Source organism: uncultured Aquimarina sp. (assembly GCF_947500065.1).
In the GTDB taxonomy this organism is placed as follows: Bacteria; Bacteroidota; Bacteroidia; order Flavobacteriales; family Flavobacteriaceae; genus Aquimarina.
Genome location: NZ_CANMQT010000002.1, coordinates 902,515 through 918,092, shown reverse-complemented (window position 1 = coordinate 918,092; position 15,578 = coordinate 902,515). Strand labels below are relative to the sequence as shown.

Below are 15,578 nucleotides of genomic sequence, written 5' to 3'. Positions count from 1 at the left end.
CAATAATATTCACTTTTATTTTAAGTAATGAAAAGAAACACGCTAATGTTAGTGTTTCTTCTAGGAGTTAATTTTTTATTCGCTCAAGAATGTGATAAAACACTTTCTGGTCGTGTAATTGATTTTCACGATGGTGTATCTCTAGAAGGAGCAACAATAACATATAATAGTACAACTATAAAAACGGATAGTAATGGAGCCTATAAAATTATAGGACTTTGTGGTACTTCTTATGCTTTCACTATTTCTCACGTAGATTGTAATTCTCAGGTCGTTACTATTGATTTAAATGATGTATCAAAGAAAGATTTTTATTTAGAGCATCACTATACAAATTTGGAAGAAGTGGATGTAGAATCTTCTGCCCAAAAGAAAACAACAAATAGCCAGACGGAAGACAAGCTAAATAGAAAACAACTAGATCAATATAGTAGTCTATCTATTGGTGATGCTTTGCAAGAAATATCGGGAGTAAATAGCTTAAGCTCTGGTAATACTATTGTGAAACCAGTGATACAAGGATTGCATAGTAGTAGGATTATTATGATTAATAATGGAGTTCGTCAGGAAGATCAGGAATGGGGAGAGGAACATTCACCTAATCTAGACATCAATGCTTTTAATGAACTAAAGGTTATAAAGGGTGCTGGTGCACTACAGTACGGAGGAAATGCAATAGGAGGAGTTATTATTGCTGAAAATAAATTAACCACATTACAAGATACTATCTTCGGAAAAGCACAACTAGCTCTAAGTAGTAATGGAAGAGGTGGTGGACTTAATACAGCACTTAATCTTGGTTTTAAAGAAGGGTGGGGAGCTAAGTTTCAAGGTACTTTAAAACATTTTGGTGATAGTGAAGCTCCAGACTACATACTTAGTAATACAGGACACAGAGAACAAAGTTTTTCTACTGGCTTTGGTTACTCAAGTTTTACGTATGGTTTTGAAGGGTATTATAGTTTTTATAATGCAACACAAGGAATATTAAGGGCATCGCATATTGGAAATACGGGAGATTTAGTTAGAGCTATTAATAGTTCTCAGCCGTTGGTTATTAATGATTTTACTTATGATATTAATGCGCCAAAACAAGAGACGCAGCATCATCTGGCAAAACTAAAAGTGTATAATCGTTTTAAAAATTTAGGACGTTTAAACCTCCAATACTCATTTCAGTTTAATAATAGAAAAGAGTTTGATATAAGAAGAGGAGATGATAGAGATAAAGCAAGTTTGGATTTGGAACTTTTAACACATAGTCTTGAAGGTTCTTTCTTATTTGATTCTAATGATAATTTTACAAAGAATATTGGGTTTCAGTATTCATATCAAATCAATACTCCTAATCCAGATACAGGTGTGAGGAGATTGATCCCGGATTATAAGAAAACAAACGCAGGAATTTTTGCTATTACAGAATTTAAGATAAATGAAAATCTTATCGCAGATGCTGGAGTACGATATGATTTTGTAAATATTGATGCTAAAAAGTTTTATGAAAAAGATGTTTGGGATGAGCGAGGATATAATACAGAGTTTGCAAATCTAATTATTGAAGATGCCGGTGATCAATGGTTAACGAACCCTAACTTTGATTATAGTAGTGTTTCTGCCTCTGCAGGAATAAACTATTCTTATGGGAATCAAAACTCATTTTTGTTCAATGCTTCTTATGCCAATCGAGCTCCAAATCCGGTAGAGCTGTTTAGTGATGGATTACATCATAGTGCAGCTATTATAGAATTAGGTGATTTACGTTTTGATCAGGAAAAAGCATTGAAGTTTTCCATAAGTAGTGAACATCAGGACGTCTTCGGTTTAGGAAGCTTGACTGTTTCTCCTTATATAAGTAGTATTAATGATTTTATCTTATTAGAACCAACAGGTATAGAGTTTACTATAAGAGGATCTTTCCCTGTATGGGAATATAAGCAAACCAATGCTTTACTGTATGGAATAGATATTGACTATGGTGTGAACATCATGGAGAATCTTAAATTCAATACTGCATTCTCATACATTTATGGTCAAGATACCACAGCCGATGAGCCTCTCATAAATATGCCTGCTCCAAATTTTAGATCAGAATTGGTCTATGAAAAAGAAAAATGGAATTTAAAATTGAGGAATAATACAGTTTTGGAGCAAACCAGATTTCCCAATAATAATTTTGATATTGACTTTATTGAAAATGGAGTCGAGCAAACAGCATTAGTGGATATTTCTACACCTCCACCAAGCTATACCGTTTTTGATCTTTCTGGGACTTATACATTTAATATATGGAACCCAAAAGATCTAACCCTAGGAATGAGTGTCACAAATATATTTGATACAAATTATAGAGATTACCTTAATAGACAGCGTTATTATGCAGATAACGTTGGAAGAAACTTTACACTTAACTTAAATTTTAAATTTTAACAAATGAAAACAACAATTAACAAATTAGCAGCATTATTATTTTTATCTACGATAGTATTTACTTCTTGTAGTAGTGATGATGATAATCCGGCAGTGATTAATGAAGAAGAGACGATCACAACAGTTAGATTAACAGTTTTAGAATCGGGAACAACTGCTCCTGAAGTATATACGTGGACAGAAAGTACCCAAGATGCGATTACCTTATCTGCAAATACGACTTATAATTTTAAAATTGAATTTTTAGATGAATCTAATCCGAGTGATGTAGATAATATCACTGAAGAAGTTATCGCAGAAAAAGATGAGCACTTTGTTTTCTATGAAACTACAGTTAGTGGATTATCATTTACAAATGCTTCTGATGACACCATAGATTCTAATAATATTGGAATTAATATTTCTACAGATTGGTCTTCTACAGATGCGACTACGGGAATTGTAAGAGCTTTTTTAATTCATGAACCAACTACAAAAGAGGGAGATTCAAGAGATGATTTTGGAGGAGAAACAGACATTGAAGTTTCCTTTTCGGTAACTGTTCAATAAAATAGAACTATTAGAAAACTTATAAAATTAAGATTGCAAAAAAATGAAACCTAAGTCCAGTTATGCCAATAAGTTGAGTTTGTGATTAAACTGCGATATAGTTTCATCCTCAAGACTCTTGAGATGTAGTTACCTTAAGAGTCTTGTATTTTAATTATCAAAATAAATAGTAAAATTGAAACAACTATAAAATCATAGTATAATAATAAGTTGAGTTTGTGTATTTTTATTATTAGTACAGATTTGTTTCAATCTAACCCTCAGGAAGTAGTTAACCTGAGGGTTCTTTTATTTATCCTAAAATTTTAACCCTTACTTTCGAGATTTGGTATGAACTTTGATTGATTTATATCAAATATTTACCTGTGTATCCATTTTTAGTTGAAAAATCGCTAAGAATATGGTAACAAATTGGTGAGAAAAGACACTAATATATAGAAATGGTTGGTTTTTAGTGATTTAATCTCAATAATTTTAATGAGATATTATGGCATTGTTAAATGTTCATTACCACTCAAATTTCGTTAAGAAATTTAAAGATTAGCTCTTATATTCGCGGCGTAAAACCTAACCAAGAAAATATAGCAAAATTGAAACAATCATAATTATGTATAAGTTGAGTTTGTGTTAAATATTATAATTTAGTTTCAATTCAGACCCTCAGGAAGTAGTTAGCCTGAGGGTTGTTTTTTTTATACAATGATCAACTAGCAAATTTAATTTGTGTTTTTTTGAGATTTATATGTTTCTATTTTGAAACTCTCTGTTTATAGCATCTAATAGGTCATCAGGATCTTCATAGCTAACATTAATTTCAGTTAGGTTATCTAAGTTTATTTTTATTACACATCCTGTGTCTCCATAACATATTAAATAATTAACAGCTACTTTTGCTTTTATGATTGGATTGGAAAATGTGAAAAATATGCTCCAGTCTAATGTTTTATCTTCATTAAGAGAAGCTACATAGCCTTCATTACCCATTGCTCCGTCTCCAAATACGATTGTCTTATCTTTATGTGTAAAAGAACCGTGAAAGATATCTATTTCACTCCAAATATCTTCATCATATCTTTCGATACCTGTAAGTGTAGTATCGCATAAAGGGAACCAATGTCTTTTAACTTCATTTGTCTCACTATCTTCTACACAATATGTATTTGCCATTACCATATAACCATCTCCATACGTGATACAATCATATCCGACAACTGCTCCTTCTTTCCATTTGTCTTGTATTTTTTTATTCATTCGTACGTCATCTTCCATATATTCTAGTTCATAAAAATTTATCTGTTCTAATTCCTGTATAAAAAGCCTAGATAGACCATCCAAAAATTGTTGTACTTCATTTATTTTCTCTGAGACATATTTAGTATCATTAAGCTTTTCTAATTCTATTTTTTCAGTTTCTTTTGGTTCTAGAAAATCATTAAAAGAACTACATAGTTGGTATTTAAAATGTAGTAATTCTGTTCCTATTTCTAAAAACACGAGTGCATTTAGAAAATGAGGTTTTATTGTTTTACTTGACCATTGGTACTCATCAAAATCTAACTCTAATCGCCATTGTACATTTCTTTCCCAGCCTTTATATTCAAATTGACAAATTATCGGCAATGGATATGGAAACTTTCGTTCTTCTAATAGTTGTTCATATACTGGATCTATATCTCGTTTTATAGTGTCGAATTGTTCTCGTAACAACGAGTTGAGTTCGGTATAAAATTTACTTTGTTTTACGATTTCTATAGTATCCATAATCTATATTGTTTTTCTCCAGTCTTTGTAATACCAGTCCTCTTTTGTAGGTAATTGATGTTCTGGGCAATCAAAGGTTTCTTGTACCGAAAATATATCTCCTCTATCAGCAGCTTCAGCGGTCCACATATGAAGTAAATCGTGTTTGTGTTTCACTTGTTTTAATTCTTTCTTTAAATTTTTAAAACAATATATATGACCAAACATTCCATTACCATAAGGACTATAATTACTGTATTTACAACTCAAACAGGTGTTCAAATAGATATGCTCTGGTAATTGATTTTGTATTGCTATCAATGCATCTTCCATCCATTCTAATTTCTTTTCAACAGTAAATTCTCCGAAGGTTGTAGTTAACGCTAAACAGGTAAGTTCACTATCCAAACCTTTAATAGTTGTGGTTTCACCAACTTCTACATGGACTGTTAGTGGTGCTGTAAGCTTATTTTTTTTGATTGAGTCAAAAAGTAAAATAGGAATTGTTACTGTTATCTTGAAGTTGGTTAAATCTCCTGATCCATCCTGAAACATTTCATAATCAAATTTTGCATCATCGATCTTTTCTGCTTCCAACATTTCAAAATCTTGTCCTTCAAAATTAATCCCTCTTAGTGTAAAGCGCATATCACTACCATCGGATTTTATAATAACCTCTTCTGTCCCTCTTCTATCTTGATATGTTGCTAAATATTCTCTCATTGTATTTTTTACTTTTCTATTATAAAAGGAAACCCAAGATCCGTAACCTTACTTTGTGTTCCTTTTGCTATTGGATTGATTTGAAACTCAAATGTAGCTTCTTCAATGGTATCTTGTATTGTAAAACCTCCCAAAATAGTAACAGTGTAACAACCGTTTTGAAGCGTAACACTTTGTCTTACTCCTATTTTTATTGCTTCTTTTAAACGATTTATTCCATTTTCTAGCGTCCAGTTTTTTAGATAGGGTACAGTGATCAAACAAACTTCTTTATTGATTACATTCAATACATATCCACTCTTTTTAAACAATAAATTACTTGTGTCTTTCTCAAATTCGGAAGTTTGGTTATTAGTATTGAAGAAAATGGTGTATGGTTGATTACTAATGGAACTCATAGGAATTATTACGCCATTTTGGGTAGCCAATTCAGCACTTTCATTGGTTGTAAATTCGTTCATTAAATCATCTGATAAGTTATTCTCTTGTTTGAACTGTAATAAATTAGCAGGATCTGTTAAGAAGAAATAATCCCAGGTATCGTTTAGGCATTCAGTAAATTTTATCATTCCTTATCTGCTTTTTATTCCCATACTTTATTTTGATACGCTTCATACGCCTCTCCACGAGTTTTGGTATTGGTTCGTTTTGCCCATTTTGTTAGTTTTTCTTCTGGTTCATCTGTATCAGAGATACTAAACAACACTAAAATGTCTTTCTGTAAGCTGTCCTTGAAAAAATTATCTTGTTGTAACTCTTCTAGAACTTCTACACAGGTCTCAAATAATTGGTTTTTAAAACTCTCAAAATCTATATTGTCACTTAAAACTTCTTGATTTAGAATCTTGCAGATAGCATTTATTTCCTCATTTGCTCCATCTGATGTATACCATTCGGCAGGTTCAAATTCATATACTTCTTTATATACAGGATCTTCTTTTTGTGTTTTTTGTAAATGGGTAGCGGTATTGGTGAAAGGAACTACTGTCATAGCACCATCATCACTAACCAAAGCGAATGCACAGATGTCTTTACCGTAGTTAGATACATTTTCTAAAAAAGCAGCTTTGGTTACTGTTTTTATTTGTTTTTTTAAAGAGTCAAAATTCATAGGTTATTGTTTACATGATATTATTTCCATCGGTTTGGGTTTTCGGCTACTAATCCAAATGAACTTAGATGAAAGTCGTTTGTATCTATATCCTCAATATCATTTATATTTTCAAAAGTTAATTCGATTCCACTATTCAATCTTAAAAGAACACCTAGTTTATCTGTTTTTTTCTTGTAATCAATGTTATGGGTGTTTAATACTTTTAATACAAATGCTAGATTTAGCTTGTCTATATCTTCAAAAATCCATTTGTTAAGCTTTATTTGATTACTGCTTTCTAACTTTCCTTCATACCAATAATCAGAATAGATTAAATAGAGTTTTTCATTTTCAAAAAAAAGTTCAATTCCACCATACGTCCAAATATTGACTTCTTCAGTTAAAAAATCAGGACTATAACAATCCGGGTCTGGGAAATTATTTATAATCCATTCTTTGGTTTGTCCTAGTTTTAGGTAATCAAACTTTCCTGTTTTAAAAAACTCTAATAGGTCTATTTCAATAGGTGTTTTTAACTTCATGTGCACATTCTATTTATAACCATATATAGTGATAGTTCCATTTTCTTCTTCAAAAGGTATGTTTAGTTTCTTAAGTAAACTAATTACTTCTTTTGTCTCATCTATTATTTTTGGTGGAACTAAACGCCCTTGGTCTTTTCGATGCTTAGGTCGTATCTCAAGCCATTCGATAGTAAAGAATATAGGAAGTCCTTCTTCCCAGTAAATAGACCAATCACCAAAATAAGCGGGCTCTTTTTCTATATCTTTAAAACTAAATGTAGCCTTATCCCATTGTACCAATTTTTCGTTATAGGCTGGAGGAAAGGGTAAATCTTCTATTCCTTGCTGCAATTCAAGCCATTTTGTATCATTCATTACGGATGATAGTTTTTTACGCATTACAATGTCTCTTATTTGTTGCTTGAGTTTTACTATATCGACATCGTTTTCTGTAAGGTATTTGTATTGCTCAAACAAAGTCATCTCTTTTAGATCACTAGAGGTGTATATGTTGTATTTGCTTTGACTTTTCACTTTGATACTATTGTTATTTCATACTCAAACTCGAAAAATTCATAAGTCAGCCAACCATCACTTTCTTTACTAAACCCATTTAATACTAATGTTGTTTCTTCTTTAAGAAGAATTTCTTGAATGCAGTCAAATGTTTCAATGCTATTTATCCAATCTATTTTCAAATAATACCCATCGGTAGATGGGTTTTTTGTTATGTATTTACTTACACTTAATTTTTTCCATTTTTTTATTGTTATTCGTGTTTCATTGTATTTTTCTAAATCACTAATTCTAATGGAACCATCTGAAACAATATTTATTTCATCATAATTTTCTCCAAGTGACATTTCTTTAATTCCAAAATCAGAGAGACTTATATTATCTATTTTTAATGGCTTCATCATATTTGCTATTCTTGGTAGTCAAGTATTGTGTATTTATTTTTTTTGCTTTCTATATAATTTTTTAAAGGAATTAGATTTTTCCACAAATAACCTCCATCATACCTACAAACGTAAATTCCATCTTTTTCAAAACATACACTAATATTTGGCATCTTACCTTTGTTATCAAGTTGCCTAAAATCCCAGAAGACTTTAGTATTAAACTCGTATTTTTTATCAAAATCTTTACTTGTTTCTAATACATTTTTAATCTCTGAAATCTCTTTCTCAGTAAACTTTGCTATTATTTTATATTCAAACCCCATTTTATACCATTTATCATTTGAATTTACCGTAATAAAATGTTCTTTTTTATGCCTCAATTTTAGGATAAAAATAAACCGTAGCCCAGCTATGCTTGATTTTCCTTCTTCATTGAAACAAAAAAAACTCTATTTTCTTTTCCAATAAATTCAAACAACAACAGGTATTAATCACTATTAGACCAAGTTAATACTCCTTTTAAAACATGTTCAGAAAATCCTTTTAGTATATCTAGATCACTATCATAACTAATTTTTATATGAACCCAGGCTTCGTGAGATTCGTGTAGTTTTTCTAGATCTATAGTTATCATTTTATGTAAACTAAACTGTGTGAGTATTTCGTTTATGATGGCTACGTCTTCTAGATCAATACCTTTTATAGCACCACTTCCTTTATATTTGACGCCTTTAAAATAATCTGTTAGCGCAATTTCTGGGCTTAAAAATTCTTTGGATGCTTCTTTATAATCATTTGCAAATGGTACATAAACACCTTCCATTTTAGGGTGTAAACAGGCAATTCCTCCTGTTTGATTCGTTATCAAAACTCCTGTTGGAAATCCTATAATAATCCCGAACCCTACAGTATCCCATATTGCAACTAGAGGCTTGTTCATTTTTAAAATTCTATTTTTATTATTGTATACAATCTTTATAAATTCCCATAAACAACTATAGTATCTGCGTATCTTAATTGAATATTAAACCATTTGATTAGATCTCTCAAAAAAGATTCTACATTAGCGTTTTTGGTATTGATTTTTGCTATTCGGTTTACAATAATTCGACTTGTTTTGTTGTCAAAAAAGTTACTGCTTGTCGTACTAAAATGATTGTCAATTATATTCCCTTTTTGATCTTTAATTGGGAAAACGGATTTAAAAACATCCATAACATAGTCAAAATCTTTAGTCTGAATAAACAGGCTTCTGTCTCTTGAAGTTACATATGTATCAAGATTTTCATTTTCTGCCCATAGTATGAACCCTATTTTATCAACAGCTTCTTTTGGTGTTGTAGTAAGAAAAAATAGTTGTTGGTGAATCTTTTTAATAGATTTTTCTATATCAAAATTGCAAATTTGATAATATTTTTCTGCAACTATTTCATTGCATTCAGCAAGTCTACAAATAGTATTAATATTGTTTCTATGAAATTCTTGTTCGCACATTAATATATCACCATTATTTTCCTTCATCAATTGCATTGCAACGTCCAAAGGAATGGACAATTTTTCTCTTAGTGTTTTTATTTTTTGAAGTGCTTCTTTTTCTTTCACTATTTATGGTTTATAAAAATCAATTTGTTGAAACTTTTTCTGTTTATTTTTAAAAATGTATTCAGTCTCCTAATATCTTTATATCAATACCTTTATTAGAAAAATAATCCATCCATGTTCTAAACCAGATAACAGTTACTGTCTTTGGTTTGTCTTTGTTAAGATCCGCTACATCAATCCAAGCATCTATTATTTTCAGCATTGTTTTTTGATGATCCACGGATAACCTTGAATCTCTATATGGATCAATATATATGCCTGTCTTTTGCTTAAACTCTACAAACAGGTTTTCTAGATGAGCATATTGCTTATCATCCAAACCAAATAAATGTTCGTTGTTATCAAATCTGTGAAAATCTAAAGCCATATGACAATGTTGTTTTTGTAAAATAATATCAAATTTTCAATCAATAACTTCTAATCGTTCTTCTATATCGGTTATGGTACCATATATATCTCCATTATCAGAAATAACCAATGTTGTATCTGCTATAGGTAATGGGATTTCTTTTATTCCGGTTAGAAACTGATTTATTTTTTCTGTATTCATATGCAATACTTCAGGATCACAGTAGATAACAATAATTTGTTCTTCGAATTGTCGGGCTAATCTGCCTCTTAAAAAACCACCATAATTAGGTTCATCTTGCAAAATATAGTCAAAACCTTTAGGTGTATTTTTTTTATGAGCTTCTTTAGCATCAAATAATTTACCATCTGGATATATCCAAAAAACAAACTCTGGATACGTATGTGTATACTCTTTAATTTCTTTTCTTCTTCCTCTATATTTTTCTTGTAAAAACGGAAAAATAGCTGTTGCTTCTTCTCTTGTTACGGATCCAACTGTTATCATTTATTTTCGTTTCAGTTTTATATACTATAATTTACTTCAAATTCATAATATTCTTTTGTTACCAGGTTAATCTTTACATTGTAGTAACAATTTCCGCCGTCTTCTATTTGTACTAATTCTGTTTGCCAATTTTTTTCATCTGTAGCATCACAAAAGAAATTAATAAAAACTTCTTTTTGATTTTTATTATTTATGACAGGTACATATTGCCTCATATATCCTTGTAATTGCACTTCATAATAGGTCTGAGTAATTGTATCATCTGGATTATTTTTATTGTGTTCGATGAGTTGGTTTTTCTGCGTTTGATTATGTTTTTGGATAGCAGATTTTAAAATCTCTTCTATTTCAATTAACTCAGATTCTTGTAATTGAGACGGTTTCACATTATTAAATGTCCAATGCCATTGGGGTGTATATGTAAGTATTGTATAGTCTGATTTTGCTAATTTAAATTTTGCCTGAGTATTTTGCTCATTTTTAGTCTCCTCTGTTTTTACACTGGTAGTGCAAGAAGAAATTAAAACTATAAGTATTAAAATTATTTTATTCATTTTTTTTAAATCTAATTACAACTTTTTATCCCAAATCCACAGTTCTTTGTTTCCTATATAACCACATATATAATCTAAAACTTCATCTATAAAATCATCTACCTGATCAATTCCTATAGCACGATATACTAGCTTAATTGCAAATACGATATCGTAGGCTTTTTGTTGAGATATCCCTTTGTTTTTGTATTTAACAATGCAATTTCCAGCTTCTTGTGAAGCACTATAAAATGTGTTATTGGTTATTTCTGTAGGTATTATTTGTTGAAAATCGTTTATCAATTCCTGAAAGTATATCTCTTCTTCTAATTCATTTTGATGAATCAATTCTATTACTTCTTTCAGGCTACAAATCTCACCTTTGATAATGGGCATTTGTAGGGTTGTAAATGAATTAAAAATACCTGAATCAGACAGCACCAGATTGACTATATCCTGAGGGCTTTCTGCAGTGATCAGCCTATATGAAGGTGCATGACCGATAAAATCAAAAAGAAAATATTCTCCTTGTATACAAATCGTTTTATCTAGCGCTGATTCTCTTCCTTTAATGGCGATCCCTGAAGGTTCATGTATCGTCAGAGAATCATTTAATTCTATATTTTCGGAATCAAAAACTACCCATTTCCATAGTTCTTTGACTGAGAAACTACAATCTTCTTCATCAGCTGTTGCTTCTGCTATTCTTTCGAAAATGGATATTAGATTATGATTCATTTTATGTTATTTATTTTGAAAAAATGCTGCGTATACCGTCAAAAATTTTCAAACAAGTATCTTGATCCAGTCCTTTGGGTCTACTTACTTTCCAATGTCCCATACTGGCTCGTAAAGTTTGGTTTATACTAAAGAGCTGGTATACTAACTTTTTTTCGATAGTTTTTTTATCTGCATAATATTGTTCAATACATTTTAATGCATCTAAAAAAGCTGTTATTCGTTCTTCTTCTACATCTGCACTCATTCTAAAAAGCAGGTCCAATCCTGTATCAGAAGTATATTCTTTATGTACCAATTTTTTAGCTTCAGTTATGTTCATGTGCTATGATTATCTAAGTAATTTTACCTATCTATGTTTTTCTTTTATAAATAAGTACTCCTGTTAAAATCAATCCGATAAGAGCAAGAATACCATATACATCTTTGGCCTGTTCTTGATAAACAACTCCGTTTTCAGGAGAAAAAAATTTGCTTTCTGTATTGTAATCAAAGTTTACTCTTTGAATGTACATCCAAATAAAGAAAAAAGTGATTAATCCAATAAGCAATATTATGAGGTTGCGTTTATTTTTCATCTTCTTATTTTATTTGAATTTTCTCTCCTAAAAACTTAGGCTTTACTTTAAATGTGATATCTAAGAAAGCCTTTGTTCTGGCAAAATATTCTCTAATTCTAGTTTTTAATCCATATTTCCCACTCAAATCTCTTGCATTAAATCCTATTGCTGAAATTCCATTTTTTTCTGCAAGATATATTGCTCGTTCATTATGAAATTTTTGTGAAATAATAGTTAGACTTATTTGGCCAAAAATCTCTTTTGCTCTTACCACAGAGTCTAATGTTCTAAATCCAGCATAATCTAGAAAGATTTTATTAGCAGGGATTCCTTTTTTTATTAATTCATTTTTAAAATCGGTGGGTTCATCATAATTTTTAGTACCATTATCTCCACTTACTAAAACAAAATCAATTTTGCCTTTTTTATATAGTTCGACTGTAGCGTTTATTCTATAGGTAAAGTACAAATTTATTCGGCCATTTTTAAGAATTTTGGAAGTTCCAAGTACAAGTCCTACCTTATTCTTTTTAATATTGGATACGTTTGAGAATGTTTTGTTTTTAGCATTTTTTTCAATGGAATAATTTGCTGTAAGAACTAAAATAATTAGAGTTATAAAAATCAGTGTACTTCCTAATATTATCTTTTTCTTTCTTTTTCTCATTCTCATTTGATAGCATTTTGTTAAATTCTCCCGGATTATCTTAGGTTAGTATTTTACATAAACTTTATCCTTTCCCCATCTTTCATTACTTCCTGTGTAAATTAAGGTTCCTTTTTTATCATAACCGAAGCTCTCAATTATTTTCCCATTCAAAGTTTTTTGAACTAAATTCTCATCGTCATCATACATAAAACGCAGATCTTGATCAGGGTAACTATATTGATGGTCAATTTGAATTCTTTCAATTTTTTTGTTTGCGTTATAATAGTAGGTTAGATAGGTGTGTTCTTTTTTTTTGTCTTTCCAAGTTTTCACTTCATTTACCTTAGTTACTTTATTATGATTGTTATATTCGATTACAATTTTTTGTCTGTTATTTTTTATAATTTCTGATAACAAGCCTTTAGTATTGTACATATATTTCAGGTTCACTGTTTTATTATAAACTGGGTTTGAGTTTATTTTATGTATTACACAGGCTAATAGTTTACCCTTTTTATACTCATATTTGGTACTGCGATACACTTTTTTGGAAGCACTATTTCTATTATTTTTTTCAACTAATTGTCCGTTATCATTGTATATATATACAATGTTCTCCGTTTCTGTTTGAAACCCATATTTATTGTATTTGTATAGGTTTTTACCTCCAAAATGATAATCAGAACCGCCAGTATCGTCAGGACAGATTTCTTCATATCCTGTTTTTAAACCTAATTCATTGTAGTAAATACGTAGAGAACAAAGTACAATTCCTGCATCAGAATACCGTTGCGTATATAAATACGTAGGGAATGTTTCTCCAGAAATTCCTATTCTTTCAGGAATTTCTCCATTGTAGATAATCTCTTGAACTTCTTTTGGCAATCCAAAAGGGGTTGATTTGTTATTTTTAAGGCTAATTATCTTTCTTATTGCTCCTAAATTGTTATAAAAATAAATAGAATCGTTTTGTTTTTTTACTGCAATTGCATTATTCGCAAAGTACACGATGTCATCTTGCTGTGCGTTACTATTTAATATTGAAAATAATAAGAACACAATAACAAGACTCTTTTTGTTAGCTATAAAATTCATCATACTTATTTGATTTTAAATTTATTAACCCAACAAGATATAGCTTCCTGCAATTGTATATAATCTTTGTCATACTTAATAGATGTAGGTAATACACCAAACTTTTTAGCAGCATCCGTTTTATAGTATACTTCTAATTCGAGCATTCTGTATTCTAGATATTTCGTTATACATCTTAATTGTTCACTATTAAATAACGAAAAACGTTCCGTATAGAAATGCTTGTATTGAATGTCGTTTATATCATTTTTATAATCTGTAATAGATATTAACGTTCCTTCAATATCAGATTCTGAGCAACCTTTTGTAAGTCCTTTCAATACTAGTTCTTCCTGTTCTTTTTTAAAAACTCCCAAAGCGAACAATAAATACATTGGAAAATGAAATAGCATACCTTTAGCATCAAGAAATGACAAAGAACTACTACATTGATATAAATGAATCAAAGGAATTTTTTTCCAGTCGTTTGTTTCATCTTTAGCTCCTAGTTTTTTACATGCTGCAAGACTTAATCTATCGTCATGTCCTTGCGCTTCCCATAATCCAATACCATCTTCAAGTTTTACATTTATAAATGCTATATATACATCATTGATTAATTCACTTTTTGTAATCATATTCACTAATCTTGGGATAACTCTGATTCATGACGAATACCATTTGTATCTACACGAAAATTCCATTTACAGGTTGTAAATACTCCACTGTTATTTTGTTCTACTGTTCCGTAAGCTATTAAATCATCTCGTTTATCAAATTCATCTCTATCATCCATATATACTTTGATTTTCATACCTTCTTTTAATTGAATTGTATTACCATTAGCGTCTTTTTTGAAATCAGTTTTTGATAACAGAATCAAATCGCGCTCTATCATAGCATTAAAATCTATATATATTTTAGACTCTTCCTTTTTATTATAATTTACACGAGTACAGGTTTTGTTATTCAACCACTCATGTATTTCTTTAAACTCGTTTTTAGAAACCTTAGTTCCACATTCTGTTCTGATAGTCTCTCCGCCTTGACCTTTTTGATACTGAATTGCAAAGTTTTTTTCTGTAGGATTATAACTAATGTATACCATTGGTAATTCATACCTTTCTGTATAGTTTTTACCTAAACAAATCCCTAAAGCACGGTGAGATTGGCTAGGATAAAAACTATCCCAAAAACCAATTTCCTTTATATCGATTATCAAATCAAGAAGTGGTTTTAATTCCTTTTTTTCAACATCGATCCATATTTTACACCATGTAACCATAGTATCCCACTGAATAAGTCTGTCCTCAGACTCCATTCCTTTGATTATTTCTTGATATCGATCTCTTATGTTCAAAATATTTTTAATTTGTTTTTAGCAAACTGTGCATCTGTTTGTTTGCTAATATTATTGTAATAGTAAACATCTTACTGTTTTAATACAATAACGAATCTATATCCGTAGAGCGACAATTTATATTCGCTTTATAGTTCACCAAATCCATATTCATCAATCAGTCTATCAAGTACATCTTCATTTTTTGTACATGTCAATATCATATCACTTATTTTATTTTCTCTATTGAGAAAATACATGAGTATTGT

The 15,578-nt window shown here is 30.1% G+C and carries 22 protein-coding genes; 2 read left to right on the top strand and 20 right to left on the bottom strand.

The window, feature by feature from the left end:
- Window positions 1-27 precede the first annotated feature (27 nt).
- Together Q0975_RS09550 and Q0975_RS09545 are read left to right on the top strand one after the other, a co-directional pair.
- Complete coding sequence (locus tag Q0975_RS09550) at window positions 28-2,427, top strand: TonB-dependent receptor (protein ID WP_299435677.1); 2,400 nt, start codon at window positions 28-30, stop codon at window positions 2,425-2,427.
- Between the two features lie 3 nt (window positions 2,428-2,430).
- On the top strand, window positions 2,431-2,976 hold the full coding sequence (locus tag Q0975_RS09545) for a type 1 periplasmic binding fold superfamily protein (protein WP_299435675.1): 546 nt from the start codon (window positions 2,431-2,433) through the stop codon (window positions 2,974-2,976).
- A 738-nt stretch (window positions 2,977-3,714) separates the two neighbouring features.
- Here Q0975_RS09545 and Q0975_RS09540 read toward each other — a convergent pair.
- The 20 genes from Q0975_RS09540 to Q0975_RS09445 all read right to left on the bottom strand — a co-directional run bounded on the left by Q0975_RS09540 (window position 3,715) and on the right by Q0975_RS09445 (window position 15,330).
- The gene (locus Q0975_RS09540; protein ID WP_299435673.1) at window positions 3,715-4,737 is read right to left on the bottom strand and encodes a hypothetical protein; all 1,023 of its coding nucleotides are present in this window, start codon (window positions 4,735-4,737) and stop codon (window positions 3,715-3,717) included.
- A 3-nt stretch (window positions 4,738-4,740) separates the two neighbouring features.
- Complete coding sequence (locus tag Q0975_RS09535; protein WP_299435671.1) at window positions 4,741-5,439, bottom strand: DUF6304 family protein; 699 nt, start codon at window positions 5,437-5,439, stop codon at window positions 4,741-4,743.
- 8 nt (window positions 5,440-5,447) lie between these two features.
- A complete protein-coding gene (locus Q0975_RS09530) occupies window positions 5,448-6,008 on the bottom strand; it encodes a hypothetical protein (protein WP_299435670.1) in 561 nt (186 codons plus the stop codon).
- Between the two features lie 14 nt (window positions 6,009-6,022).
- Window positions 6,023-6,550, bottom strand: a complete 528-nt coding sequence (locus tag Q0975_RS09525) for a DUF4303 domain-containing protein (protein WP_299435668.1) — start codon at window positions 6,548-6,550, stop codon at window positions 6,023-6,025.
- Window positions 6,551-6,570: 20 nt separating this feature from the next.
- Complete coding sequence (locus Q0975_RS09520) at window positions 6,571-7,074, bottom strand: hypothetical protein (protein WP_299435666.1); 504 nt, start codon at window positions 7,072-7,074, stop codon at window positions 6,571-6,573.
- Between the two features lie 9 nt (window positions 7,075-7,083).
- Entirely contained in the window at window positions 7,084-7,590 is a 507-nt protein-coding gene (locus tag Q0975_RS09515; protein WP_299435665.1) for a DUF6678 family protein, read from the bottom strand.
- Window positions 7,587-7,976, bottom strand: coding sequence for a hypothetical protein (locus tag Q0975_RS09510; protein WP_299435664.1), 390 nt, complete (start codon window positions 7,974-7,976; stop codon window positions 7,587-7,589). The genes Q0975_RS09515 and Q0975_RS09510 overlap by 4 nt, the downstream gene beginning before the upstream one ends.
- A 5-nt stretch (window positions 7,977-7,981) precedes the next feature.
- Window positions 7,982-8,338, bottom strand: a complete 357-nt coding sequence (locus Q0975_RS09505) for a hypothetical protein (protein WP_299435663.1) — start codon at window positions 8,336-8,338, stop codon at window positions 7,982-7,984.
- Window positions 8,339-8,445: 107 nt separating this feature from the next.
- Complete coding sequence (locus Q0975_RS09500; protein ID WP_299435661.1) at window positions 8,446-8,898, bottom strand: DUF6210 family protein; 453 nt, start codon at window positions 8,896-8,898, stop codon at window positions 8,446-8,448.
- Between the two features lie 35 nt (window positions 8,899-8,933).
- Complete coding sequence (locus Q0975_RS09495) at window positions 8,934-9,560, bottom strand: hypothetical protein (protein WP_299435659.1); 627 nt, start codon at window positions 9,558-9,560, stop codon at window positions 8,934-8,936.
- Between the two features lie 61 nt (window positions 9,561-9,621).
- Entirely contained in the window at window positions 9,622-9,927 is a 306-nt protein-coding gene (locus tag Q0975_RS09490) for a hypothetical protein (protein ID WP_299435657.1), read from the bottom strand.
- 36 nt (window positions 9,928-9,963) lie between these two features.
- Window positions 9,964-10,416, bottom strand: a complete 453-nt coding sequence (locus Q0975_RS09485) for a hypothetical protein (protein WP_299435655.1) — start codon at window positions 10,414-10,416, stop codon at window positions 9,964-9,966.
- Between the two features lie 17 nt (window positions 10,417-10,433).
- Window positions 10,434-10,970 carry a hypothetical protein gene (locus Q0975_RS09480; protein WP_299435653.1) on the bottom strand — a complete coding sequence of 179 codons (537 nt, stop codon included), beginning with the start codon at window positions 10,968-10,970 and terminating at the stop codon, window positions 10,434-10,436.
- Between the two features lie 15 nt (window positions 10,971-10,985).
- On the bottom strand, window positions 10,986-11,687 hold the full coding sequence (locus Q0975_RS09475; RefSeq protein ID WP_299435650.1) for a hypothetical protein: 702 nt from the start codon (window positions 11,685-11,687) through the stop codon (window positions 10,986-10,988).
- 10 nt (window positions 11,688-11,697) lie between these two features.
- The gene (locus Q0975_RS09470; protein ID WP_299435648.1) at window positions 11,698-12,009 is read right to left on the bottom strand and encodes a hypothetical protein; all 312 of its coding nucleotides are present in this window, start codon (window positions 12,007-12,009) and stop codon (window positions 11,698-11,700) included.
- A gap of 31 nt (window positions 12,010-12,040) precedes the next feature.
- Window positions 12,041-12,265: a hypothetical protein gene (locus Q0975_RS09465; protein ID WP_299435646.1), complete on the bottom strand. Its 225-nt coding sequence runs from the start codon at window positions 12,263-12,265 to the stop codon at window positions 12,041-12,043.
- Window positions 12,266-12,269: 4 nt separating this feature from the next.
- Window positions 12,270-12,920 (bottom strand): ElyC/SanA/YdcF family protein, encoded by a 651-nt coding sequence (locus tag Q0975_RS09460; RefSeq protein ID WP_366888487.1) that lies wholly within the window; start codon window positions 12,918-12,920, stop codon window positions 12,270-12,272.
- Window positions 12,921-12,959: 39 nt separating this feature from the next.
- Window positions 12,960-13,994, bottom strand: coding sequence for a hypothetical protein (locus Q0975_RS09455; protein ID WP_299435644.1), 1,035 nt, complete (start codon window positions 13,992-13,994; stop codon window positions 12,960-12,962).
- A gap of 2 nt (window positions 13,995-13,996) precedes the next feature.
- Complete coding sequence (locus Q0975_RS09450; protein WP_299435642.1) at window positions 13,997-14,608, bottom strand: DUF6714 family protein; 612 nt, start codon at window positions 14,606-14,608, stop codon at window positions 13,997-13,999.
- Window positions 14,609-14,613: 5 nt separating this feature from the next.
- Complete coding sequence (locus Q0975_RS09445; RefSeq protein WP_299435640.1) at window positions 14,614-15,330, bottom strand: hypothetical protein; 717 nt, start codon at window positions 15,328-15,330, stop codon at window positions 14,614-14,616.
- Between the last annotated feature and the right edge of the window lie 248 nt (window positions 15,331-15,578).